The sequence below is a fragment of the Peribacillus muralis genome, assembly GCF_001439925.1.
GTDB lineage: Bacteria > Bacillota > Bacilli > Bacillales > DSM-1321 > Peribacillus > Peribacillus muralis.
The window spans coordinates 61,070-85,423 of record NZ_LMBV01000001.1; the positions used below are offsets into that span (position 1 = coordinate 61,070).

The 24,354-nt window shown below is 43.4% G+C and carries 22 protein-coding genes and 1 other annotated feature; all 22 genes read left to right on the forward strand.

The window, feature by feature from the left end; all coding sequences use genetic code 11:
* The first annotated feature begins 84 nt into the window (after window positions 1-84).
* The 22 genes from icd to rplT all read left to right on the forward strand — a co-directional run bounded on the left by icd (window position 85) and on the right by rplT (window position 24,353).
* Complete coding sequence (gene icd, locus ASU00_RS00290; protein WP_269085300.1) at window positions 85-1,401, forward strand: NADP-dependent isocitrate dehydrogenase; 1,317 nt, start codon at window positions 85-87, stop codon at window positions 1,399-1,401.
* Between the two features lie 132 nt (window positions 1,402-1,533).
* Window positions 1,534-2,469 carry a malate dehydrogenase gene (gene mdh, locus ASU00_RS00295; RefSeq protein WP_057911457.1) on the forward strand — a complete coding sequence of 312 codons (936 nt, stop codon included), beginning with the start codon at window positions 1,534-1,536 and terminating at the stop codon, window positions 2,467-2,469.
* A 224-nt stretch (window positions 2,470-2,693) separates the two neighbouring features.
* Complete coding sequence (locus tag ASU00_RS00300) at window positions 2,694-3,413, forward strand: response regulator transcription factor (RefSeq protein ID WP_057911458.1); 720 nt, start codon at window positions 2,694-2,696, stop codon at window positions 3,411-3,413.
* Window positions 3,410-5,188: a two-component system histidine kinase PnpS gene (gene pnpS / locus ASU00_RS00305; RefSeq protein WP_057911459.1), complete on the forward strand. Its 1,779-nt coding sequence runs from the start codon at window positions 3,410-3,412 to the stop codon at window positions 5,186-5,188. The genes ASU00_RS00300 and pnpS overlap by 4 nt, the downstream gene beginning before the upstream one ends.
* A gap of 258 nt (window positions 5,189-5,446) precedes the next feature.
* A complete protein-coding gene (hflK, locus tag ASU00_RS00310; protein WP_082630115.1) occupies window positions 5,447-6,472 on the forward strand; it encodes an FtsH protease activity modulator HflK in 1,026 nt (341 codons plus the stop codon).
* Window positions 6,469-7,401: a protease modulator HflC gene (gene hflC, locus ASU00_RS00315; protein WP_057911460.1), complete on the forward strand. Its 933-nt coding sequence runs from the start codon at window positions 6,469-6,471 to the stop codon at window positions 7,399-7,401. Before hflK ends, hflC begins: the two co-directional genes overlap by 4 nt.
* Window positions 7,402-7,530: 129 nt before the next feature.
* A complete protein-coding gene (gene polA, locus ASU00_RS00320) occupies window positions 7,531-10,155 on the forward strand; it encodes a DNA polymerase I (protein ID WP_057911461.1) in 2,625 nt (874 codons plus the stop codon).
* Window positions 10,156-10,174: 19 nt separating this feature from the next.
* Window positions 10,175-11,005: a DNA-formamidopyrimidine glycosylase gene (gene mutM / locus ASU00_RS00325; RefSeq protein ID WP_057911462.1), complete on the forward strand. Its 831-nt coding sequence runs from the start codon at window positions 10,175-10,177 to the stop codon at window positions 11,003-11,005.
* Between the two features lie 78 nt (window positions 11,006-11,083).
* Window positions 11,084-11,716 carry a sporulation membrane protein YtaF gene (ytaF, locus tag ASU00_RS00330; RefSeq protein WP_057911463.1) on the forward strand — a complete coding sequence of 211 codons (633 nt, stop codon included), beginning with the start codon at window positions 11,084-11,086 and terminating at the stop codon, window positions 11,714-11,716.
* Between the two features lie 24 nt (window positions 11,717-11,740).
* Window positions 11,741-12,340 carry a dephospho-CoA kinase gene (coaE, locus tag ASU00_RS00335; RefSeq protein WP_057911464.1) on the forward strand — a complete coding sequence of 200 codons (600 nt, stop codon included), beginning with the start codon at window positions 11,741-11,743 and terminating at the stop codon, window positions 12,338-12,340.
* Between the two features lie 1,119 nt (window positions 12,341-13,459).
* Window positions 13,460-14,497, forward strand: coding sequence for a glyceraldehyde-3-phosphate dehydrogenase (locus ASU00_RS00345; protein WP_057911466.1), 1,038 nt, complete (start codon window positions 13,460-13,462; stop codon window positions 14,495-14,497).
* A 767-nt stretch (window positions 14,498-15,264) separates the two neighbouring features.
* On the forward strand, window positions 15,265-15,645 hold the full coding sequence (gene speD / locus ASU00_RS00350) for an adenosylmethionine decarboxylase (RefSeq protein WP_034311443.1): 381 nt from the start codon (window positions 15,265-15,267) through the stop codon (window positions 15,643-15,645).
* A gap of 224 nt (window positions 15,646-15,869) precedes the next feature.
* Window positions 15,870-16,331, forward strand: coding sequence for a transcriptional regulator NrdR (gene nrdR / locus ASU00_RS00355; RefSeq protein WP_057911467.1), 462 nt, complete (start codon window positions 15,870-15,872; stop codon window positions 16,329-16,331).
* A 64-nt stretch (window positions 16,332-16,395) separates the two neighbouring features.
* Window positions 16,396-17,808: a replication initiation and membrane attachment family protein gene (locus tag ASU00_RS00360; protein WP_330219503.1), complete on the forward strand. Its 1,413-nt coding sequence runs from the start codon at window positions 16,396-16,398 to the stop codon at window positions 17,806-17,808.
* Window positions 17,795-18,733, forward strand: coding sequence for a primosomal protein DnaI (gene dnaI / locus ASU00_RS00365; RefSeq protein WP_057911469.1), 939 nt, complete (start codon window positions 17,795-17,797; stop codon window positions 18,731-18,733). Before ASU00_RS00360 ends, dnaI begins: the two co-directional genes overlap by 14 nt.
* A 123-nt stretch (window positions 18,734-18,856) precedes the next feature.
* Entirely contained in the window at window positions 18,857-19,693 is an 837-nt protein-coding gene (gene ytxC / locus ASU00_RS00370; protein ID WP_057911470.1) for a sporulation protein YtxC, read from the forward strand.
* Window positions 19,694-20,112: 419 nt separating this feature from the next.
* Entirely contained in the window at window positions 20,113-22,044 is a 1,932-nt protein-coding gene (gene thrS / locus ASU00_RS00375) for a threonine--tRNA ligase (RefSeq protein WP_057911471.1), read from the forward strand.
* Between the two features lie 106 nt (window positions 22,045-22,150).
* A complete protein-coding gene (locus tag ASU00_RS25265; protein WP_155645463.1) occupies window positions 22,151-22,321 on the forward strand; it encodes a hypothetical protein in 171 nt (56 codons plus the stop codon).
* A gap of 44 nt (window positions 22,322-22,365) precedes the next feature.
* Window positions 22,366-22,860: a GNAT family N-acetyltransferase gene (locus tag ASU00_RS00380; RefSeq protein ID WP_057911472.1), complete on the forward strand. Its 495-nt coding sequence runs from the start codon at window positions 22,366-22,368 to the stop codon at window positions 22,858-22,860.
* Window positions 22,861-22,987: 127 nt separating this feature from the next.
* Window positions 22,988-23,124, forward strand: a sequence feature (ribosomal protein L20 leader region).
* 98 nt (window positions 23,125-23,222) lie between these two features.
* A complete protein-coding gene (gene infC, locus ASU00_RS00385) occupies window positions 23,223-23,723 on the forward strand; it encodes a translation initiation factor IF-3 (RefSeq protein WP_057911473.1) in 501 nt (166 codons plus the stop codon).
* A 34-nt stretch (window positions 23,724-23,757) separates the two neighbouring features.
* Window positions 23,758-23,958: a 50S ribosomal protein L35 gene (gene rpmI, locus ASU00_RS00390; protein ID WP_034309070.1), complete on the forward strand. Its 201-nt coding sequence runs from the start codon at window positions 23,758-23,760 to the stop codon at window positions 23,956-23,958.
* Between the two features lie 35 nt (window positions 23,959-23,993).
* Window positions 23,994-24,353, forward strand: coding sequence for a 50S ribosomal protein L20 (gene rplT, locus ASU00_RS00395; RefSeq protein WP_034309067.1), 360 nt, complete (start codon window positions 23,994-23,996; stop codon window positions 24,351-24,353).
* Window position 24,354: the final 1 nt, after the last annotated feature.

Below are 24,354 nucleotides of genomic sequence, written 5' to 3' on the forward strand. Positions count from 1 at the left end.
TTTTCGAAACTTATTTTTATTTCAGCGAATTTGTAGTAAATTAATAGATGTGAGTAAAAGGGGTTAGTGGTGCTGCCTGTTTTAATGGTGGACCATCTAACCTTTGAATTTGAATCGGAGGTAAGAAACATGACACAAAGCCAAAAAATCACAGTTACTAACGGTGCTCTTAACGTGCCAAACAACCCAATCGTTCCTTATATTGAGGGAGACGGAATCGGTCCTGATATCTGGGCAGCAGCTTCTCGCGTTTTGGACGCAGCAGTTGAAAAAGCCTACAATGGCGAAAAGAAAATCGAATGGAAAGAAGTTTTAGCTGGACAAAAAGCATTTGACCAAACAGGCGAATGGCTTCCACAAGAAACTCTTGATGTCATTAACGAATATCTAATCGCAATTAAAGGACCACTTACAACTCCAATCGGTGGCGGTATCCGTTCATTGAACGTAGCATTACGTCAAGTATTGGACTTATTCGTATGTCTTCGCCCAGTACGTTACTTCGATGGTGTACCTTCACCAGTTAAACGTCCGGAAGACACTGACATGGTCATCTTCCGTGAAAACACTGAAGACATCTATGCAGGTATCGAATATGCAAAAGGTTCTGACGAAGCGAAGAAATTAATCGACTTCCTACAAACTGAATTCGGTGTTACAAACATCCGTTTCCCAGAAACTTCAGGTATCGGAATCAAACCGATTTCCGAAGAAGGAACAAAGCGTCTTGTTCGCTCTGCGCTTAACTATGCGATCAAAGAAGGCCGTAAATCTTTAACGCTTGTTCATAAAGGTAACATCATGAAATTCACGGAAGGCGCATTCAAATCTTGGGGTTATGAAGTGGCTGAACAAGAATTCGCCGATAAAGTGTTCACATGGAACCAATATGACAAAATTAAAGACGCAGAAGGCACGGAAGCTGCTAACCAAGCACAATCTGCTGCTGAAGCTGAAGGCAAAATCATCGTTAAGGATTCCATTGCTGATATCTTCTTACAACAAATCCTGACTCGTCCAAAAGAGTTTGATGTTGTTGCAACAATGAACTTGAACGGAGATTACATTTCTGATGCACTTGCTGCACAAGTTGGCGGAATTGGTATCGCTCCAGGAGCAAACATCAACTACGAAACTGGACATGCCATCTTCGAAGCAACTCACGGAACGGCTCCAAAATATGCTGGTCTTGATAAAGTTAACCCATCTTCAGTTCTTCTTTCAGGCGTTCTTTTACTTGAGCACCTTGGCTGGAACGAAGCTGCAAACAGCATCACTAAATCAGTTGAACAAACGATCGCTTCTAAAGTTGTTACATACGACTTTGCCCGCCTAATGGAAGGTGCAACAGAAGTTAAATGTTCCGAGTTCGCTGACGAGCTTATCAAAAACCTTAAATAATAAATGCTAAGTATGCTTTCTGGAAAAGTTCCTTTACGGGTTCTTTTCCAGAAGGCTTATATGTGTATATGAGTATGTTTTATGTATGTTAAAAGTATTCCGAAAATTCGATGACTTCGAGGAGGAAATAACATGTCTAGACGTAAAAAGATCACAGTGGTTGGTGCAGGTTTCACTGGTGCTACGGCTGCATTCCTGGCAGCTCAAAAAGAACTTGGCGATATCATTCTAGTGGATATTCCACAAGCCGAAAACCCTACAAAGGGTAAAGCGCTTGATATGGCGGAGGCAGGTCCCGTTCTTGGATTCGACGCTAACATCATCGGTACATCCGATTATGCCGATACAAAAGATTCTGACGTCGTCATCATCACTGCCGGTATTGCTCGCAAGCCGGGGATGAGCCGTGACGACTTAGTTCAAACCAACCAAAAAGTTATGAAATCGGTAACTAAAGAAGTGGTTAAGCATTCTCCAAATACAACGATCATCGTGTTGACTAACCCAGTTGATGCCATGACATACACCGTTTTTAAGGAATCAGGTTTTCCTAAGGAACGCGTAATTGGACAATCAGGTGTACTTGATACAGCGCGTTTCCGGACTTTCGTAGCACAAGAGTTGAACTTGTCCGTTAAAGATGTAACTGGCTTCGTCCTTGGCGGACACGGTGACGATATGGTTCCTCTAGTACGTTACTCTTATGCTGGCGGAATTCCTTTGGAAACATTGATCCCTCAAGATCGTTTAGAAGCAATCGTGGCCCGTACCCGTACTGGCGGCGGAGAAATCGTAAACCTTCTTGGAAACGGCAGCGCCTACTATGCCCCTGCTGCTTCCTTAGTGGAGATGGTTGAAGCGATCCTCAAAGACCAACGCCGTGTTCTTCCATCGATCGCTTATCTAGAAGGTGAATACGGATTTGAAGGAATCTACCTCGGGGTGCCGACTGTACTAGGTGCAAACGGTATTGAACAAATCATCGAACTTGAATTGACTGATGATGAAAAAGCGGCACTTGCCAAATCAGTTGAATCAGTTAAAGCAGTCATGCAAGTTCTTCAGTAAGGAATCCGTGAAGGTTCCTTTGCTAACTGCCCGGATATGGGAAGGGTGGCTAATGCCCTACCTAATTTCCAGGCAGTTTTTTTATTTTACGCTAATAATCAAAAGGAATTGCGGGCGATGATTTTTTTATGTGTAAATTACAGATAATATTCTTTATAATGGAATTGGATGAGTAGATTGAAGAATTCGGTCTTTAAGGGTAATACATAATTCAGGAGGATCTAATGTCAAAGAAAATTCTCGTAGTGGATGATGAACAATCAATAGTTACCTTACTTCAGTACAACCTAGAACAAGCAGGCTATGCGGTGGTCACGGCTTCGGATGGAGAAGAAGGCCTTCAGGCTGCAGTAGACATCCGTCCCGATATAGTCGTATTGGATTTGATGCTTCCTAAAATGGATGGACTTGAAGTATGTAAACAGCTTCGCCAGCAAAAAATCAATATACCGATCTTGATGCTGACAGCTAAGGACGACGAATTTGATAAAGTGCTCGGACTCGAACTTGGGGCAGATGATTACTTAACCAAGCCATTCAGTCCGCGTGAGGTCGTGGCAAGGATTAAAGCCATCTTAAGAAGATCGCAGCTGCAATCCAATGGAAGTCAGGCAGGTCATGATCAGGAAGATGGTCTCGTGCAGTTGGGCGACTTGAAAGTGTTTCCTGATCGATACGAAGCATTCTTTGATGAACAGCAATTAGAATTGACTCCGAAGGAATTTGAATTACTTTTGTATTTGGCAAAGCATAAAGGAAGAGTATTAACGAGGGACCAGCTTCTTAGTGCAGTCTGGAATTACGATTTCGCGGGCGATTCCCGAATCGTCGATGTACATATTAGCCACCTTCGTGAGAAAATCGAGAACGATACAAAAAAACCTTTATATATCAAAACGATCAGGGGCTTGGGCTATAAGCTTGAGGAGCCCAAAAAAGAATGACGACCTATCGTAAAAAGCTCCTGTTTACCCTCATCACGCTTGTGATGGTCGTCCTGATGGCCGTGGGCTTTTTATTGGGGCATTTGTTCAAAAGCTATTATATTAAAACATTCAATGAGCGGATACAAAATGAAACATTTTTCATATCTACTTATATTCAAGAGCATGGGGGAATCGTCTCCTTTTTGGAAACAGGGAAAACGGCAAAGCTGACGCCCCTCTTGGATTCGAACTTAACCATTCTCGCAACGAATGGGGACATATTATACGATTCGACTTCATCCAATGAAATACTAAAGAACCATGCCAATGTCCTTCGCAAAATTACGTTGGAAAAAGGGCTTAAGCATGGGGAGGGGTACGAAGTGGTTGAAGGGGACTCGGACCTTCATTATTATTGGAAGACGGTTGAAAAGGATGGCGAGATTGAGGGTTTTGTTGTTCATAGCAACGAAATTGAAGCCATTCATCAAGTGAATAAGCAAATGTGGCAAATTTTGATCATTTGTTTAGGGGTGGCTTTGATCATCATTCTCATGCTTGCCAGTAAAATCACTTCATACTATACCCGGCCGATCGAGCAGGCTACGATGACAGCCATTGAATTGGCTAAAGGGAATTATGGGACTCGGACATTGGAACTGCATTCCGATGAAACGGGCATGCTGACAACCTCCTTGAACATATTGGCAAGGAACCTGCAAGAAACGGAGATAGCGAGGGAAATGAATCAGGATCGGTTGGAAACGCTTGTGGAAAATATCGGAAGTGGTGTCCTGCTTATAGATAGTAAGGGGTATACCACCGTTATCAACCGTGAATTCAAAAAAAGCTTCCGGGTGGATGCCGCCTCGTTTCTGTTTCAAGAGTATTACTCGGTCATAAAAGATCAGGAAGTCATCTCGATCATCGAAGAGATTTTTCGAACCGAAAAAACGATAAAACGTCAGGTGAAAATACCGCTTTCCATAGAACGCAAGCATTTTGAAATTTATGGGGCACCCATCATCGGAAATCATGATGAATGGAAAGGAATCCTGCTCATTTTCCATGATATCACCGAATTGAAGCGGCTCGAGCAAATGCGCAAGGATTTCGTGGCGAACGTTTCCCATGAATTGAGGACACCGATTACTTCCATTAAAGGATTTTCCGAAACATTGTTGGACGGGGCCTTAAAAGACGAAAAGACATTGAAGCACTTTTTATCGATCATTTTGAAAGAAAGTGACCGGCTGCAAGAACTAATTCAGGAGCTTTTGAATTTATCCAAGATGGAGCAGCAGGAATTCGTATTAAAAGCAGGCGTCGTGGACATTACGAAAGTCCTTCGTGAAATACAGGAGATGCTGATGGGGAAGCTGAAGGAAAAAGAAGTATCGCTTAAGATCATAGCATCACAGGACCCGGTATTCATTGAAGGGGAATCGGACAGGATCAAACAGGTGTTCATTAATTTAATAACGAATGCATTGACGTATACGCCAAATGAAGGCAGCGTCACCGTGAATGTCATCGAGAATGAACAGACGGTGGACATTGTGGTCCAAGATAACGGGATCGGTATCGAAGAAAAAGAACTGCCGAGGATTTTTGAAAGGTTTTACCGGATCGATAAGGCCAGAAGCCGTGATTCGGGAGGAACGGGCATTGGTTTGGCCATCGTCAAGCATATTATAGAAGTCCATAAAGGCAAAATCAAAGTAGAGAGCAAACCTGGCAAAGGGACGACCTTTACAGTCACGCTAAACAAAAGCTTAAAAGGGAAAATGTAGGTAATCGTGAATTTACATTTCCTTTACAAAGTCTTAAAACGAACTTCATAATGGGGGGTTACAATGTTTGTACAACCCCTCATCCAAGGAGTTAGCATCGGCAGAGACGAAAAACCGTCTCTGTCTTTATTTTTGTCCATTTTTCCGCCTGGACGGTATCTTCCATACTATTTTGTTAGGAAAATATTTCATTTTCATGAAACTTTGGGCCCCTCCTTGCGTAAATAAGATATAACGGCAAAAGAAGGGGTGATCCGCATCGTTAGCTTAAAAAGGATATATACGATCACAGGACTTGTTTTTCTTATTTTAATTGTGGGGATTGTTGCGATATCGACCTGGTACACGGTCGATGAATCCGATCAAGCTGTCATCATGACGTTCGGTAAGGTGGAGGAGACGATTACAGAACCAGGTCTTCACGTTAAACTGCCTTGGCCGATACAGTCGGTTGAGAAGCTATCGAAAGAAACGTTCAGCCTTAAGTTCGGATATAAGGAAGAGGACGGAGAGGTGAAGGATTACCCGAGTGAGACGAAAATGATTACGGGTGATGAAAATATTGTGCTGGCCGACCTAGTGGTTCAGTGGAAAATCACCGACCCTCCAAAATATCTATACAATGCAGAGGATCCAGAAAAAATATTATATGACACCACATCTGCTGCTTTACGGAGTATCATCGGCAGCACGAAAATCGATGATGCACTCACTTCCGGGAAAGCGCAAATCGAAGCGGATGTACGGGAATTATTGTCCCAGCTAATGAAGAAGTATGATGTTGGGATTTCCATTTCTGCCGTCAAGCTCCAGGATGTCGAGTTACCGAATGAAGAAGTGCGCAAAGCGTTTACGAATGTGACGGATGCCCGTGAAACGGCCAATACGAAAAAAAACGAAGCCGATAAATATGAAAATAAACGGATGAATGAAGCGGTAGGGGAAAAAGATGCCATCCTTTCGCAGGCCAATGGGGATAAAGCTGCCCGTACCGAGTCCGCTCGCGGGGATGTAGCGGTTTTTGAAAAACTATATAGTGAGTATAAAGACAATAAGGGGATTACGAAGGACCGCCTTATAATTGAGACACTTGAGGGAGTATTACCGAATGCTGAAATTTATATCATGAATGATGATGGTAATACGATGAAATATTTGCCGCTTCGTTCCCTTGAAAAAGAGGAAACGAAAAAACCGCCAGTTCCTGAAGATCCTAATGCAGAAACGAAAACGGAGAATCCACCCGAAGAAAAAGCGACAGGGGAAGGGGGCACAAAACAATGAGCGGGAAGGTAATAGATTTCACTGAGCTGAAAAAAGGCAATTTTCATTGGAGGGGCTATTTCAGGATCGGCATTTTTCTCATTATTTTCATTGTGCTGCTGCTGATCATTTTCACCAACGTTTATATCGTCAAAGAGGGGGAATACAAAGTCGTCCGTCAATTCGGTGAGGTTGTAAGGATCGATAAGTCCCCGGGCTTGAAGGCGAAAGTGCCATTCATCCAAACGGTCATGACCTTGCCGAAATACCAGATGACTTCTGATGTTTCCGAAGCGGAAATCAATACGAAGGATAAAAAACGGATGCTGATCGATAACTATGCAGTATGGAGAATCGAAGATCCGAAGAAGTTGATTACAAATGCAAGGACGTTTGAAAATGCAGAAACGAAAATGGAGGAGTTCATCTATTCAGCCGTTCGTTCAGAGCTGGGACAATTGAATTATGATGAAATCATCAATGACGAGAAGTCGTCCAGAGGAAGTTTAAATGACCGCATAACGGAAAAAGTCAACGAGCTGCTGCAAAATGACAATTATGGCATCAGCTTGACCGATGTCCGGATAAAAAGGACGGATTTGCCTGCCGAAAATGAAGCGTCCGTTTTCAAGAGGATGATTTCCGAGCGTGAATCAAAAGCGCAAGAGTACCTTTCCAAAGGTGATGCGAAGAAAAACCAGATCATTGCCGATACAGATCGCAAGGTGAAGGAATTGCTCTCGACTGCGGAGGCGGATGCCGAAGTAATCAGGGCAGAAGGAGAAGGGGAAGCGGCGAAAATCTATAACAAGTCGTTTTCCAAAGACCCGGAATTTTATAAATTATATCGGACTCTTGAATCCTACAAAAAAACGATTGGAGATCAAACGGTCATCGTTCTGCCATCGGATTCCCCTTATGCAAGCTTGTTAATGGGAAATACAAAATAACCGCATAGCCGTCATTTTTCTTTCCGCTTCTACTCATGGTAGAATAGAGGGAGAAAATGAACGGCTTTTTTGTGCTTATTAATAGAAGCTGGAACTTACATAAACCTGTTGGACTGGAGGAAGACGAAAATGAATAAAAAGTTAGTACTCATAGATGGAAATAGCATTGCTTATCGTGCGTTTTTTGCGCTTCCGCTCCTGAATAATGATAAAGGGGTGCATACGAATTCCGTGTACGGATTCACGATGATGCTCAACCGCATACTCGCAGAGGAAAAACCGACGCATATACTGGTAGCCTTTGATGCGGGCAAGACGACATTCAGACATGCGACATTCAAGGAATATAAAGGTGGACGCCAAAAAACGCCGCCTGAATTGTCCGAGCAATTTCCTTTCATTCGCGAGCTGTTGGATTGTTTTCAAATAAAAAGATATGAACTGGAGAACTATGAAGCCGATGATATTATCGGTACGCTGTCGTTACAAGCTGAAAAGGATGGCTTCGAAGTGAAAGTCATTTCCGGTGATAAGGATTTAACACAACTATCCTCCCCAAGTACGACGGTTTCGATCACGAAAAAGGGAATTACTGAAATTGAAGAATATACGCCAAAACATATACATGAAAAATACGGTTTATCTCCTTTGCAGATCATTGATTTAAAGGGGCTGATGGGAGATGCCTCCGATAATATTCCTGGGATACCGGGCGTTGGCGAGAAGACCGCCCTTAAGCTGTTGCATCAATTCGAAACCGTGGAAAACCTTCTGCAGTCGATTGATGAAGTAAGCGGACAAAAATTGAAAGAGAAAATAGAAGAACATAAAGACCTGGCGCTGTTGAGTAAAGAGTTGGCAACAATTACGAGGGAAGCGCCGCTTGACGTTACTGTAAACGAGACCGAGTACAGCGGAATCGATCAGGATCGAGTCATTTCATTTTATAAAGAGCTTGGCTTTTCGACGTTGCTCGAGAAATTGGATGTTACGGAAAGTGTCCCGCTTGAGCAGGAGAAGATAGAGGTCCATACGGAAGAAATGATGGCAGGAATGTTTGCTGATGAAAGTGCTTTGTATGTGGAAATTTTAGAAGATAATTATCATCGAGCAAACATCATCGGCATTGCCATCAGTAATGAGCATGGTCATTTCTACTTCCATGGCGATAGTGCCTTGAGCTCCGAGGCATTCAAATCCTGGGCGGAGGATGAAAAGAAAAAGAAAACGGTTTTTGATGCGAAGCGCACCGTTGTGGCACTCCGCCATCGGGGAGTCGAAATAAAGGGCATCGATTTTGATGTGTTTTTAGCCTCTTATATCCTGGATCCGGCAGAGTCAGTGGATGAAGTGGCGGAAATCACGAAAACCCAAGGGACGATACGTCTTGAAACCGATGATGTTTTCTATGGAAAAGGCGCAAAACGGATGATACCAGATGAAGCTATATTGAGTGAGCATATTGCCAGAAAATCGAAGGCGATCCTTTCTTTGAAAGAACCGATGGTCAAAAGGCTTCATGAATTTGAGCAATTTCACTTGTTGACGGATCTTGAGTTGCCATTATCAATCATCCTGGCAAACATGGAATGGCAGGGCATAAAGGTCGATATTGGCCGCTTGAAAAATATGGGGCAGGAATTGGCCGTTCGCTTAAGAACGATCGAAGCGAGGATTTTTGATTTGGCCGGTGAAGCTTTCAATATCAATTCTCCTAAACAACTCGGAGCCATCCTTTTTGAAAAACTGGAGCTTCCGGTCATGAAAAAAACGAAAACGGGGTATTCCACATCAGCGGATGTGCTGGAAAAACTGGAAAGCAAGCATAATATCGTAAAGGAAATATTGCTGTACCGTCAGCTTGGGAAGCTGCAATCCACCTATATTGAAGGTCTGCTTAAAGTGGTCAATGACAAATCGGATAAGGTGCACACCCGTTTCAACCAAGCATTGACTCAGACAGGCCGGTTAAGTTCGACAGATCCCAACCTGCAAAATATCCCGATCAGGCTTGAAGAAGGAAGGAAAATCAGGCAGGCCTTCATTGCTTCCGAAAAGGATTGGATCATATTCGCCGCTGACTATTCGCAAATCGAATTACGCGTGCTGGCGCATATCGCCAATGATGATGGACTTGTGGAAGCTTTCCAAGCCGGGATGGACATTCATACAAAAACAGCGATGGATGTATTCCATGTACCGGCGGAGGAAGTCACTTCAAACATGAGACGCCAAGCCAAAGCGGTCAACTTCGGCATTGTTTATGGGATAAGTGATTACGGGCTATCGCAAAGCCTGGGCATCACAAGAAAAGAAGCGGGAGAGTTCATCGAGAAGTATTTAAGGAGTTTTCCCGGAGTCCAGGAATATATGGAAGAAAGCATACATGAAGCTCGCCAAAAAGGGTATAGCACGACTTTAATGCAAAGGAGGCGCTATATCCCTGAGATTACAAGCAGGAATTTCAACATCAGGAGCTTTGCTGAACGGACAGCCATGAATACGCCGATCCAGGGTAGTGCCGCCGATATCATCAAGCTGGCGATGTTAAATATGAATAAGCGCCTGATCAAGGAAGGACTCAAGACGAGGATGCTCCTTCAGGTGCATGATGAATTGATTTTTGAAGCTCCGCCGGAGGAGCTGGAAATCCTGAAGGTGATCGTTCCTGAGGAAATGGAAAATGCCATCGGATTGAACGTGCCTCTGAAAGTGGACTATGCCTTCGGGCCAACATGGTTTGATGCCAAATAAGATAAGATAGGTGATTGCAATGCCAGAACTTCCAGAAGTGGAAACAGTCAGAAGAACGTTAGAGCAGCTCGTACTTGGAAAAGAAATCAAGGAAGTGTCCGTCTTCTGGCCAAAGATCATTAAAGCACCCGAGCCCATCGAACAGTTTCAGGATGCCTTAAAGGGGCAGACGATCCATGAAATCGGCAGGCGGGGCAAATTCCTCATTTTCACCTTGGATGAATATTCGATGGTTTCGCATTTAAGGATGGAAGGCAAATACGGGGTGCATCAAAAGGAAGAGCCGTATGATAAGCATACACATGTGATTTTTACGTTCACGGACGACAGTGAACTTCGATACCGTGATGTTCGAAAATTCGGCACGATGCACTTATTTACTAAAGGGGAGGAATTCGAGCGGTTGCCACTGCTGCATTTGGGACCTGAACCGTTATCAAGCGATTTTACTGTTGAAGGACTGAGGGCGAAATTGGCGAAAACCAACAGGAAAATCAAGCCAGTCCTTCTTGATCAAACGGTTGTCGTTGGAATCGGGAATATATATGTGGATGAGTCGTTATTCCGTTCCGGCATCCACCCTGAGAGGATAGCCTCCTCTCTGTCCTTGGAAGAAATAAAAAAGCTGCATGCTGAAATCATTGCCACGCTAGGTGAAGCTGTCGAAAAGGGAGGAAGCACGATTCGTTCATACATCAATTCCCAAGGTCAAATCGGCATGTTTCAGTTGGAACTGAATGTTTACGGACGAAAAGGCGAGGACTGCAAAACATGCGGCACACCTCTTGAAAAGCATGTCGTTGCAGGGCGCGGCACACATATTTGCCCAGTTTGCCAGCCGCTAATTTAGCTTCTGGGTTTCACACACATCGGATGGGCTCCTTCCATATACTAGGGTAGCAGCGAGAAGGGAAGGAGAAATATTCCGATGTGGCTACAAATTATTTTTCTTGCTTTTGCAGTTAGTATAGACGGATTTGGCGTGGGGATGACATTCGGTATGCGGAAAATGAAAATCCCGTTAAAGTCAATAGCGGTCATCTCGATTTGTTCTGCATTGAGTTTAGGCATAGCGATGGTCATCGGGCAATTCATCAGTCAGCTCATATCCATCGGTGCGGCTGAAAAAACGGGAGGCATCATTCTCATTTTCCTTGGTGCCTGGATGGTATACCAATACTTCAAGCCGGAAAAAGATCAGAAAGATGATAAATATCATGAAAAGATCATCTTCAATTTTGAAATTAAATCCCTTGGGGTAGTCATTAATATTTTACAAAAACCATTGAATGCCGACTTTGACAAATCAGGTACGATCACCGGTGTCGAAGCACTCGTTTTAGGATTTGCATTATCACTCGATGCGTTCGGGGCTGGGGTTGGCGCGGCCATGATCGGGATTTCCCCCATCATCCTCGCGGCATGCATCGCCGTCATGAGTTCACTCTTCATATGGAGCGGAATTCAAAGCGGAAAATTGCTTGCAAATAATAAAGTCGTTCAGCATTTGACCTTTCTTCCTGGTGTACTATTAATGTTAATCGGGTTATTCAAGTTATGAAATAGGATGTAAAAGGGGGAGCTTATGGGACAAATCATCGGAATCACCGGAGGCATTGCGAGCGGAAAAAGCAGTGTCAGCCTCTATTTACAGGAGCTCGGTTTCACGATCGTAGATGCAGATCTGGCTTCCCGTGCTGTCGTTGAGCCGGGTGAAGAAGCCTACCAACAAGTGGTAAGTGCATTTGGAGAAGAGATTTTATTGGCGGATGGGACTATCGACCGCGCTGCGTTAGGGTCGATAATCTTTCATGATCAGGAAAAAAGGTTGCTGTTGAATGGCATCGTGCATCCAGCCGTAAGGAAATGGATGCTCCTCAAAACGGAGGAGGCACTTGCCGCAGGCGAAGAAACGGTATTCATGGATATTCCGCTCTTATTCGAAAGTAAGCTAACATACATGGTGGAAAAAACACTTTTGATATATGCAGATGAGCGAAATCAATTAAAGCGCTTGATGAACAGGAATGGCCTATCGGAAGCGGATGCCCTAGCCCGGATTCATTCACAGATGCCTTTAGCTGATAAGAAAGCTCTAGCGGATGCGGTCATTGACAATAATGGCGAACTGACGGAAACGAAGAAGCAGGTCAGGGCAATACTTAACGATTGGCATATCTTATAGTTGTCGTGAAAGGAAGGAACCACTGAGGCTCCTTCCTTAAGTTTGCAGACAAAAAGGGTTCGGAATTTAAAAATTCCGAACCCTTTTTGAATTTTCGCCTTAAGTTGAAGCAAAATGTTCATCTTACTCTGTATCGAATTTATTCGGTGGAAGGTTGCTTTACTTAATTTTAAACGACTTTAAGGAAAAGGATTAATATCTAAAGGAGAAAACGAATTTGATTGGAGCGTAAGGTACGGGACTCCTGCTAAGCGTATCTACAGTAAAATGAAACGGTCGAAGTCCAATTCCTCCGAATCTATGGACAATCTGAATTCAACCTTTGTCTTCATGTAAAGTGGAATGGGACGGTCTAAGGTACAGTTACTCGCGAGTTCAGCCCGGGTTCTCCGCATAATGACTGCTTTCTTTCACCCTTTCGGAGCGTTCCTCGCGTATTTAACCACTTTACTCGCGAGTTCGGCACTTTTCCTCGCCAATTTATCGACTTAACTCGCGAGTTTAGACTTTGGCCCGAATTTGAGGACATTCCTCATTAAAATCGTGCTTTTCACATGCTTTTTGTACCGTTTCTCGTCAGCTACAGGTGGACAATCGGGAATCCCTCTTTTTCAAAGTGGAGCGGAACGGATAATTTACAAAACTATAGGTGTACGCAATGGAAACTCTATCTTCCTGTTCTCGCAAAGTGGAATGAAACGGAAGGCAACGAGACTCCTGCCGGAAATGCGCGTCTACGTGAGACACCGCAGGCTGAAAGCCGAGGAGGCTTACGTACCGCCTCTGGATAAGGGGGCAACTGCACTGGAAAGAAACGATTGAAGTATCCCTCTCCAAAACTGCGGGCAATCGGGATTCACTCCTTCATATTCATGTACAGTGGAGTGGTGGACATCAACATTCTAATGGTACACACTCATGAAAAACTGTATACAAACTCGTTTCTCATTGAGTTTGTATACAATCTGAAGGAAGGAATCATTGGGATTTCTTCCTTTTGTGTTGAAAAAATAGAGATAATCCGCATTTTTATTAGCACAATTCTTTTGAAATATGTTATACTAATTACATATTAGAGCTAATAAGTATAACATTAATATTTTCAGGAGGGTCCGAACGATGAATTCAAGAATAGCAATTAACGGATTTGGGAGAATTGGAAGGATGGTTTTCCGAAAGGCCATATTAGATGAGAGTTTGGACATTGTTGCCATTAATGCAAGCTATCCTGCTGAAACTTTAGCCCACTTACTAAAATATGATACGATACATGGTAAATTCGACGGCATCATTGTAGCGGAAGAGGATTCACTTATTGTGAATGGCCGCCGGGTACAACTAATCAATAATCGCGATCCAAAGCTACTGCCTTGGAAAGAGATGAATATAGATATTGTAATTGAGGCTACAGGCAAATTCAATGAACGTTCCAAAGCGGCTCTTCATTTGGATGCAGGTGCAAAACGAGTGATATTATCGGCACCGGGCAAAAATGAAGACGTTACCATTGTCATGGGCGTCAATGAGGAAGTGCTGGAAATTGACAAGCATTTTGTCATTTCCAATGCATCCTGCACAACTAATTGTCTTGGGCCTGTTGCGAAAGTGCTTGATGAGAAATTCGGCATAAGCAACGGCTTGATGACAACGATCCATTCTTATACGAATGACCAAAATAATATCGATAACCCGCATAAAGACTTAAGACGCGCCCGTGCGGCTGCGGAAAGCATCATTCCTACGACGACAGGAGCTGCAAAAGCCATCTCCCTCGTGCTGCCCCAATTAAAAGGCAAGCTTCACGGAATGGCTATCCGCGTACCGACACCTAACGTGTCCTTAGTCGATCTTGTTGTGGATTTAAACCGTGATGTCACGGTTGATGAAGTGAACCAAGCATTCATCGACGCCTCAGAAAATGAACTTAAAGGTATATTGGAGTATACGACTGAACCTTTAGTTTCCTGTGACTTCAAAACCAATCCTCATTCCGCCATCATCGATGGGCTGACAACGATGATGATAGGAGACAGGAAAGTGAAAGTACTCGCCTGGTATGATAATGAATGGGGTTACTCCAACCGGGTAGTCGACCTAGTGAAATTGGTGGCATCCGAATTGAAAAGAACATCAGAAGTTGAATTATCGGTAAAATAAGCCTGCTAAACTTTTAAAGTGTACCTTTTATAAAGGGCATATTTAAAGACTAGCCAGCTTGAAGGAGATGCCGTCTGCAATTTGCAGACGGCATCTTTTTTTGGGGGTTCCGCTGTCTTTCGATAATGGCAGTGATTAATCATCTACCTTTTACCATGGCTTTTTACATCTTTTTTATGGAATGCCAGCCTTCATATCCAAGCAAAGTGGAATGAAATGGAAGGCAACGACACTCCTACGGGAAATGCGTTCTACGTGAGACCCCGCAGGCGGAAGGCCGAGAAGGCTCAAGGACCGCCTCTGGGATAAGGGAGGGCCTGCAGTGCAATGCAACGGCCAAAGTACAAATTCTCAAACTATAAGTGATAGATGTTTTACAGAAAGTGACGGTCAAAATTAGTTCACTCTAACATGGGTTCTATAAACAAAGCTCTCTACAGGGAAGCTTTTTTTTGATCACCAGACTCATCTATTTCCTAGTGGTCATGAGGCGCAGCAATAAACTGAAGTAAAGGCAATCCGGCTTTCTTGAATGCCGATATACCTATTCTGAAATGCAGGTTATCTTGCCAAAACTTCAAATTTGCAGTTGCAAAAAAAATTCAAACCATATATACTATGAATCGTGAACTTCTTCAAAAGCGGTTTGCATGATGGCTACTTAAAGGGTTAGGACCTCTTTGGACTAACTTTCCCCCGTGGTAGTTATCAGAACTTATTTTTAAATCATGGTAAGGGGGAAGCTTAAAATGGAAACAGCTTACACTATGGAAACAATGGGTAGACATGTCATTTCAGAACTTTGGGGTTGTGACTTTGAAAAACTGAACAATATCGATTTGATTGAAAAGATATTTGTTGATGCTGCTTTGAAATCAGGTGCAGAGGTGCGCGAAGTTGCCTTTCACAAGTTTGCTCCACAGGGAGTTAGCGGGGTTGTCATCATTTCTGAATCACACTTAACGATTCACAGTTTTCCAGAACACGGCTATGCGAGCATTGATGTCTATACATGCGGTAACTTGGATCCGAATATTGCGGCAGATTATATTGCAGAAGCACTAAATGCGCAAACACGTGAAAACATCGAATTGCCACGTGGATTAGGACCTGTACAAATGAAAAAAGCCAATATAAGTGCCTTATAAAAACACGTATACACAGAGATGCCATGGGTGCATCTCTTTTTTATTGCAAGAATTCGGCCGTTCCTGACTGTGCTTATCGGAAAGGCAAAAAACGCCTGCTGCCTTTAAGTTACACTTTTTACTTGTACTGGCCGTTCCTTTTAATATAAGATTGAAATAGAAGATAAATTACATGGGGAACATTTAGATAGGGGAGTCCTACATAAAATACGGAGCTGATATTGATGAAATGCCCATCATGTCAATATAATGGAACAAGAGTGCTCGATTCCAGGCCAGTCGATGAAAGCAAATCGATTCGACGTCGCCGTGAATGTGAGGCATGTGGTTTTCGATTCACGACATTTGAAAAGGTGGAGGAAACACCGCTTATTGTCGTCAAAAAGGGCGGGACACGGGAAGAGTTCAGCCGTGATAAAATCCTGCGTGGCTTAATCAGGGCTTGTGAAAAACGTCCGGTTCCCTTGAAAGAGCTAGAGCAAATCACCAGTTATGTAGAGAAAGAACTGCGCAACCAAGGCATATCGGAAGTGAAAAGCGACAATGTCGGCGAAATGGTGATGGACAAGCTGGCGGAAGTCGATGAGGTTGCCTATGTTAGGTTCGCATCCGTCTATCGGCAATTTAAAGATATCAATGTCTTTATCGATGAATTGAAAGATTTGATTAATAAAGAAAGAAAGTAGAGCTGAAGATTCACTTTGGCTCTTTTTTCACTACATCTTTTGAAAGGTTTGAATGGAGATGTCAATGCATTGGCAAGAATTGCTCCCAGCGGATTCATACTTGGTCTCATCTGCGGGGCTGCTTCATGATTATGATCGGAAAATACTGACCCGACTATATCAACCTCTTATTGGACCTATCTGCATTAGCTTATACATGACGCTGTGGAGTGAGCTGGAGGAAAACAGGTTATGGTCTGAAACTTCCTCACATTATCAACTGATGAATACCATCGGCCTGAAGCTAGGTGACATTTACGAAGCACGCCTATTGCTTGAGGGGATCGGCTTGCTGAATGTATATAAGCAATCGAAAAATGGTACGAAGGAATTCATTTATGAATTGAACCCTCCGTTGTCCCCTCAGCAGTTTTTTACGGATGGGATGCTGAATATCTACTTATACAAAAAAATTGGCAAAGCGCAATTCAACCGGTTAAAGCGATTCTTTTGTGATGACCAGATCTTGACTGATCAATATGACCGTGTGACGAAGTCGTTTGCGGAGGTCTTCTCATCCGATCATTTGGACTCCTTATACGTAACCGATGAAGCGGCAAATGAATGGCAGCCGTTGCCCAAGCAGCAATTCATCGACCGGGCCGAGGGAGTCGAACCTTCGGGGTTTGATCATTCATTTGATTTTGAATTGTTATTTGCCGGGATGAAATCCTCGATCGTACCAAAAAAGGCGTTTACGCCGAAAATAAGAAGTACGATTGCCAAACTTGCTTTTTTATATGGCATCGATCCGCTCGAAATGCAAAAACTAGTGATGGATGCCGTTTCATTGGATGATGAGATAGATGAGGAGAATCTTCGAAAAGCGGCAAGGGATTGGTATCAAATCGAAAGGCAGGCTGATATGCCGTCCCTTGTTAATCGGGTGCAGCCGATACGTGAACGGACACAAAAAGAAGAACCGAAAACGCAGGAGCAAGAGCTGATCCGTCATTTGGAAACAATCTCACCACGCGAGCGGCTCATGCAATTGTCAGGCGGTGCAGAGCCATCAAGCGGAGATTTGAAGGTGGTGGAAGGCGTGATGATCAATCAAAAGCTGAATCCAGGTGTCGTCAATGTCCTGATTGAATATGTTATGCTCAAAACGGATATGAAATTCACGAAGGGCTATGTCGAAAAGCTGGCAGGCCATTGGGCACGGCTTAAGGTTTCCACCGTCATTGAGGCGATGGAGCTAGCCAAAAACGAACACCGGAAATATCAGGACTGGGCTCAAGGCAGCGGGAATGCGGCCAAAGGCGGACGGAAAAAGGCAATTCGGGAAGAAGTCGTTCCGGAATGGCTTGAGAAAAAGGAAAAAGCTGTACAGGAGCAGACTGTGGATCAGCCTGAACTGGACGCCCAAAAACGAGAGCTTCAGGAGAAATGGAAGCAATGGAAAGCAGGAGGTGAAATGAACGATGGAAAAGATTAATCGCTCGCTTAATAAATTGGCGAATACGAACCAATTTCAACAGCGTTATGAAAAGCTGAAACAGGAGATTTTTGAAGACGAGCAGGTGCGGTTATTCTTGAATGCCAATAGTTCGACTGTCACGAAGGAAATGATTGATAAAAACCTGGGAAAGCTTTATGAATTCACTTCACAAAGTAATAAGTGCGACAAATGCCCGAGCTTGGATGGCTGCATCAATATGATGCATGGGTATTATCCGAAATTGGTTGTTCAAGGAAAGGCCCTGAATTTGAATTATGAAGTTTGTCCGCGGAAGCTGGCTGAAGACGAAAAGCGGAAACGGGAAAAACTGATTCGCAGCCTATACGTGCCAAAGGATATTTTAAAAGCGACGATCGAGGATTTTACCCAAACGGATGATGAAAACAAACGCTTGGGTGTCTTAAGTAAGGCGATGTCGTTCATTATGGAGTATGAACCAGGTAAAAGGCAAAAAGGCATGTATATATACGGCAAGTTCGGCGTGGGGAAAACGTATTTACTTGGTGCGATCGCCAATGAACTTGCTCAAAGGCAAATCGCTTCCCTTATCGTCTATGTTCCCGATTATTTAAGGGAGCTCAAGGGATCGATTGGTGATAATACGGTCAATGAAAAAATCGAGATGGTGAAGACGGCACCTATCCTTATGCTGGATGATATCGGGGCAGAGTCGATGACGAGCTGGGGACGTGATGAGGTCTTCGGTCCGATTTTGCAATTTAGGATGCTCGAAAATCTTCCGACGTTCTTCACTTCGAATTTCGATATGAATGGTTTGGAGAATCACCTGACCTTTTCACAGCGGGGTGAGAAGGAAGAAGTGAAAGCGGCCCGGGTATTGGAAAGAATTCAATATTTGGCGGAGCCTGTAAGACTTGATGGAGTGAACCGGAGAAGATAAAGTAAAGTGGTCTCTTTTTTAGAGGTCACTTTTTTCTTTCATACAGGTCCCTATCTACTTCTAAACCTGTCCCCTACCCCATATACATGAAAAAAGAAGCAAGGGGGAAGGGGGGGTGTCGTAGTGCAAATTTCGTTTCAAAATGATTCAGAGGCATTGAAATTGCTTAATTTCGTTTCTGTCCATCCACTAGGGGCGGAAATTCGACCATACATTCAATTTCTTCCGCAGCAAGGCATGCATGTGGATATGACAAAGTCTTCAGGTGATAAATGGTTAATCCTGCTTCGTGACTCATTTCATGCATTTTTATTGGAAGAAAAGACGCTTTCCGTACTTGAACAAATCATCGTCGGGAAATTTTTCTATAGAGAGCGGGAGGAAATCGAAGCGATCATCGAAATTGCCTCCTCGATCATCGAAGGGGAAAGGGCTGTTAATGGGGATGCGGCATTCAGTAATGAGAAACGATCGATTGAGTTCGGGCTGCAAAGCATATTGGAGGGGAAGATTTCTTTTTCATTCGATTCTTTCACGACCTTTCGATTGAAGTCATTTCAGCACACGTTGGAGAAGTTTGTTGTCAAGGCGATCGATGAATATAAATTGGAACAGGATTATCAAAATTTCATCGCTACGCTCCGAGATTGCCTTTTTGGGCAGGAGCCGAAATTAACAAAGCTTCACCTCGTCAACAATGATGGTTTTCATTTTTACGATCAGGAATTCTCGAAGCTCGACCGCCCGAAAATCAATAGTTTGATTGACAGGAGGCTGCTTGCGAAAAGCTCACTTTTTCTCGATACGGTGATACTGGCTCCACTGTTATCAATCGCACCTGTCACGTTATATATTTATACAGATGACAAGGAAGAGGGCCTCATACAAACGATCTCAAGGATTTTCGAAGAGCGGGCGACTGTTCTGCCACTTTCGTCATTTTCCCGTTCAATTGAATAACTTTATTCCGTAAGAAAAAATTAACCTTGATTTTCCCCGTATAACGACTTATAATTTCCTACATACTATTAAAAAACAAAAGTTATGATGAGGACAAGGGTATTCTAGTTGCCGTTTATCAGAGAGGGGAGCCAACAGGCTGAAAGCTTCCTATTCGCATGGAACACTTACCACCTTTAAACTTCGGCTCGGAAAGCAAGCATTATGCGATTATGAGCTGACGGGAAGCTGCCGTTACCAAGTTACAAGTGCCGTATTGCCTTGAAAAGCAAAATGGAACGAGGGTGGAACCGCGGGTTAATGATATCTATTACTAAGCTCGTCCCTGTATTTATACAGGGGCGGGCTTTTTGTGTTGGATTGGAATCTGCTGCCTGCAAGGACTTTGTCTGAACTTTTAAGAAGGAGTGAAACTAAAAATGTCTGAATTACTGAAAATATCTTTTCCTGACGGAGCGGTGAAGGAGTTTGCCAAAGGCACAACAACTGAGGACATCGCCCAATCGATCAGTCCTGGCTTAAGAAAAAAATCGATTGCCGGAAAATTCAATGGTGAATTATATGATTTGAAACGTCCGCTTCTAGAGGACGGAACAATTGAAATCGTTACTCAGGATGCAACTGATGCGCTTGAAGTGCTGCGTCACAGTACAGCTCACTTAATGGCTCAAGCCATCAAGCGCTTGTACAAAAATGCTAAATTCGGAGTGGGTCCAGTCATCGAGGGCGGTTTTTACTATGATATCGATTTAGAGGAATCATTGACCCCTGAAGATCTTCCATTGATTGAAAAAGAAATGAAGAAAATCGTGAATGAGAATTTGGAAATCTCCCGTATCGAGGTCAGTCGTGATGAAGCCATTTCCCGTTTTAAAGAAATTGGCGATGAGTATAAACTGGAGCTGATCGATGCGATTCCTGCGGAGCAGCAAGTAACGCTGTATGAGCAAGGGGAATTCTTTGATCTTTGCCGTGGAATTCACGTCCCATCAACTGGGAAAATCAAGGAATTCAAGCTGTTGAGCATCGCTGGTGCTTATTGGAGAGGCGATAGCAAAAACAAAATGCTACAGCGCATTTACGGAACGGCTTTTTATAAGAAGGAAGAATTAGCTGAGCACCTACGCTTCCTCGAAGAAGCCAAGGAACGGGATCATCGTAAAATCGGCAAGGAATTGAACTTGTTCATGAGCTCACAAAAAGTCGGGCAAGGACTGCCGATGTGGCTACCGAAAGGCGCGACAATTCGCCGGACGATTGAAAGGTATATCGTCGATAAGGAAGAACGTCTAGGCTATGACCACGTCTACACACCTGTAATGGGAAGCGTGGATCTTTATAAAACATCCGGACATTGGGATCATTACCAGGACGGCATGTTTCCTGTCATGGAGATGGAAAACGAACAACTTGTTTTGCGTCCGATGAACTGTCCGCATCACATGATGGTCTATAAAAACAGCATCCACAGCTACCGCGAACTGCCGATCCGGATTGCCGAGCTTGGCTTGATGCACCGCTATGAAATGTCAGGTGCGCTTTCCGGACTGCAGCGTGTACGCGGGATGACATTGAACGATGCTCACATCTTCGTCCGTCCGGATCAAATCAAAGAAGAGTTCAAGCGTGTTGTGAACCTTGTCCTTGAGGTATATAAAGATTTCGATATCAAGGATTATTCATTCCGTCTATCTTATCGCGATCCGCAAGATACAGAGAAATATTTCGATGATGATGCGATGTGGGAAAAAGCTCAAGGCATGTTAAAAGATGCCATGGATGAGCTTGGACTGGATTATTTTGAAGCAGAAGGTGAAGCTGCATTCTACGGTCCGAAGCTTGACGTTCAAGTGCGTACGGCCTTAGGAAAAGACGAAACGCTTTCCACTGTTCAGCTTGATTTCTTGCTTCCTGAGCGCTTTGATCTTAGTTATGTCGGTGAGGACGGCAAGCAGCATCGCCCGGTTGTCATACACCGCGGTGTCGTTTCGACAATGGAACGCTTCGTCGCTTACTTGATCGAGGAATACAAGGGAGCATTCCCGACTTGGCTGGCTCCTATCCAGGCCCAAGTGATTCCGGTCTCACCGGAAGTGCATTTGGATTATGCGAAAGAAGTGCAGGAAAAACTTAAAGCGCAAGGCATTCGTGTCGATCTGGATACACGTGACGAGAAAATCGGTTATAAAATCCGGGAAGCGCAAATGCAAAAAATTCCGTACATGCTCGTTGTTGGCGACAATGAAGTCAAAGAAGGCAGTGTGAATGTACGTAAATACGGTGAACAAAAATCGGAAACGATCGCTTTTGAAGATTTTGTTGCAGCCATTAAAGCGGAAGTAAGCCGCTAATGGTAAAAAGGGGCACATATTGTTGTGTCCCTTTTTTCATTCAGTCATGCTAAAATGAGACCATCATGTGAATGAATAAACAACAATTATGAAAGGGAGGATCAGCATGAAAAAGAAATTTTCTTATCTATTCGGACCAACATTCCTTGCGATCATCATTCTTTTGGTGTTGGACGATTATCGCCAATATGCGATTGTCCCGGTCCTGCTTTTTTGGATCATTCTCTTTTCTTGGGACTCGATCGAGAAAAAGAAAAAAGCAAAAGAAAACTCTTAACATTTGACTGACTAAGGTATCATCCATTGGGGGAGTGGCGGAAAATGGAAATTAGAAGCGCTTCGAGGCAAGACAGTGATAAGTTGGCAGCGTTGTTCAATCATGTTGAAGATTCCGGGTATATGCTATTTAACCCTGGTGAAAGAAACGCGACGAACATCCAAATGGAAAGACAAATCGAGCAAATCGAAAAAAATCCCCATTCCGCATTCCTTGTTGCTGCGAGTGGCAATGAATTGCATGGGTATTTACTGTTAGTAGGGAGCAGGCTTGAAAGAACGAGGCATTCAGCCAAGATCGTCATCGGCATCAAGGAAGGCGATCGGGGGAAAGGCATCGGGACGAGGTTATTCGAGGACATGGAGAAGTTTGCCCGCCAAAACGGAATCCGTCGCCTGGAGTTAACCGTTATAGCAAGTAATGTCCGTGCGCTTAGCTTGTATGAAAAGATGGGGTTTGAACAAGAAGGAGTAAAGCGGGAATCACTGTTTTTTGCTGGGAAGTATCATGATGAATACTTTTTGTCCAAATTACTTTGAAAAAACGTATTGTCAAATTACAGAATGTCTGATAATATTAATTTTGTTGTGAAAAACGAATAAAATTAGCATTTGACAAGTCATCAGTGTTTATGATATATTTCTAAAGTGAATTGAATACGTGTTTGAGGAAAAGAAGAAGCACCCGCTTCTCACCTGGTTGACGCAAGCAATGCAGTTAACAGGTCATGATTTGATTATTTGGATCTTTCTGAATGAGTCTATCAGTGTGGGTGCAGCATGCATCCACACTTTTTTATTATGATTATATCCTGTAAGCGAGTTGTGAGCGTGACCGAATTGATTCAAATATTCGTATTCGCCAATATCTTTGGAGGTGGCTAACTATTAGTAAAGACGCGATGGTAAACGAGGGCATCCGAGCCCGTGAAGTTCGTCTTATTGACCAAAACGGAGAACAACTTGGAATTAAAACGAAATTCGAAGCATTGGAAATTGCCGCTCGTGTAAATCTTGATCTAGTTTTAGTTGCTGCAAATGCAAAGCCTCCGGTAGCCCGGATCATGGACTACGGAAAACACCGCTTCGAGCAGCAAAAGAAAGACAAGGAAGCACGTAAAAATCAAAAAGTCATCAGTCTGAAAGAGGTTCGCTTGAGCCCGACGATTGAAGAACATGATTTCAATACGAAGCTTCGCAACGGTATTAAATTCCTTGAAAAAGGCGATAAAGTAAAAGCTTCTATCCGATTCAAAGGACGTGCCATTACGCATAAGGAAATTGGTCAACGTGTACTCGTTCGTTTTTCTGAAGCATGTAAAGAAGTGGCTACAATCGAGCAACATCCAAAAATGGATGGACGCAGCATGTTCATCATCTTAGCACCAAAAGCTGAAAAGTAATTGTAAAGTAATTTGTAATGAGGAGGAATACCTTATGCCTAAAATGAAAACTCACCGCGGGTCTGCTAAACGTTTCAAAAAGACTGGATCCGGCAAACTTAAGCGTTCTAACGCTTACACAAGCCATTTATTTGCTAACAAATCTACTAAGCAAAAGCGTAAGCTTCGCAAAGCTAGCCTTGTAAGCAAAGGTGACTTCAAACGTATTCGTCATATGCTAGACAACATTAAATAAGTTCGATTTATCGAGTTAAATAGGAGGGAAATAACATGCCACGTGTAAAAGGCGGTACTGTTACTCGCAAACGTCGTAAAAAGGTAATAAAATTAGCTAAAGGTTACTATGGCGCGAAACATATTCTTTTCAAAGTAGCTAACCAACAAGTAATGAAGTCAGGAAACTATGCTTTCCGTGACCGTCGTCAAAAGAAACGTGATTTCCGCAAACTTTGGATCACTCGTATCAACGCAGCTGCACGCATCAACGGTCTTTCTTACAGCCGTTTAATGCATGGTCTAAAGCTTGCTGGTATCGAAGTGAACCGCAAAATGCTTGCTGATCTTGCTGTTGCTGACGAACAAGCTTTTGCTCAATTAGCAACTGCTGCTAAACAACAATTAGACAAATAAG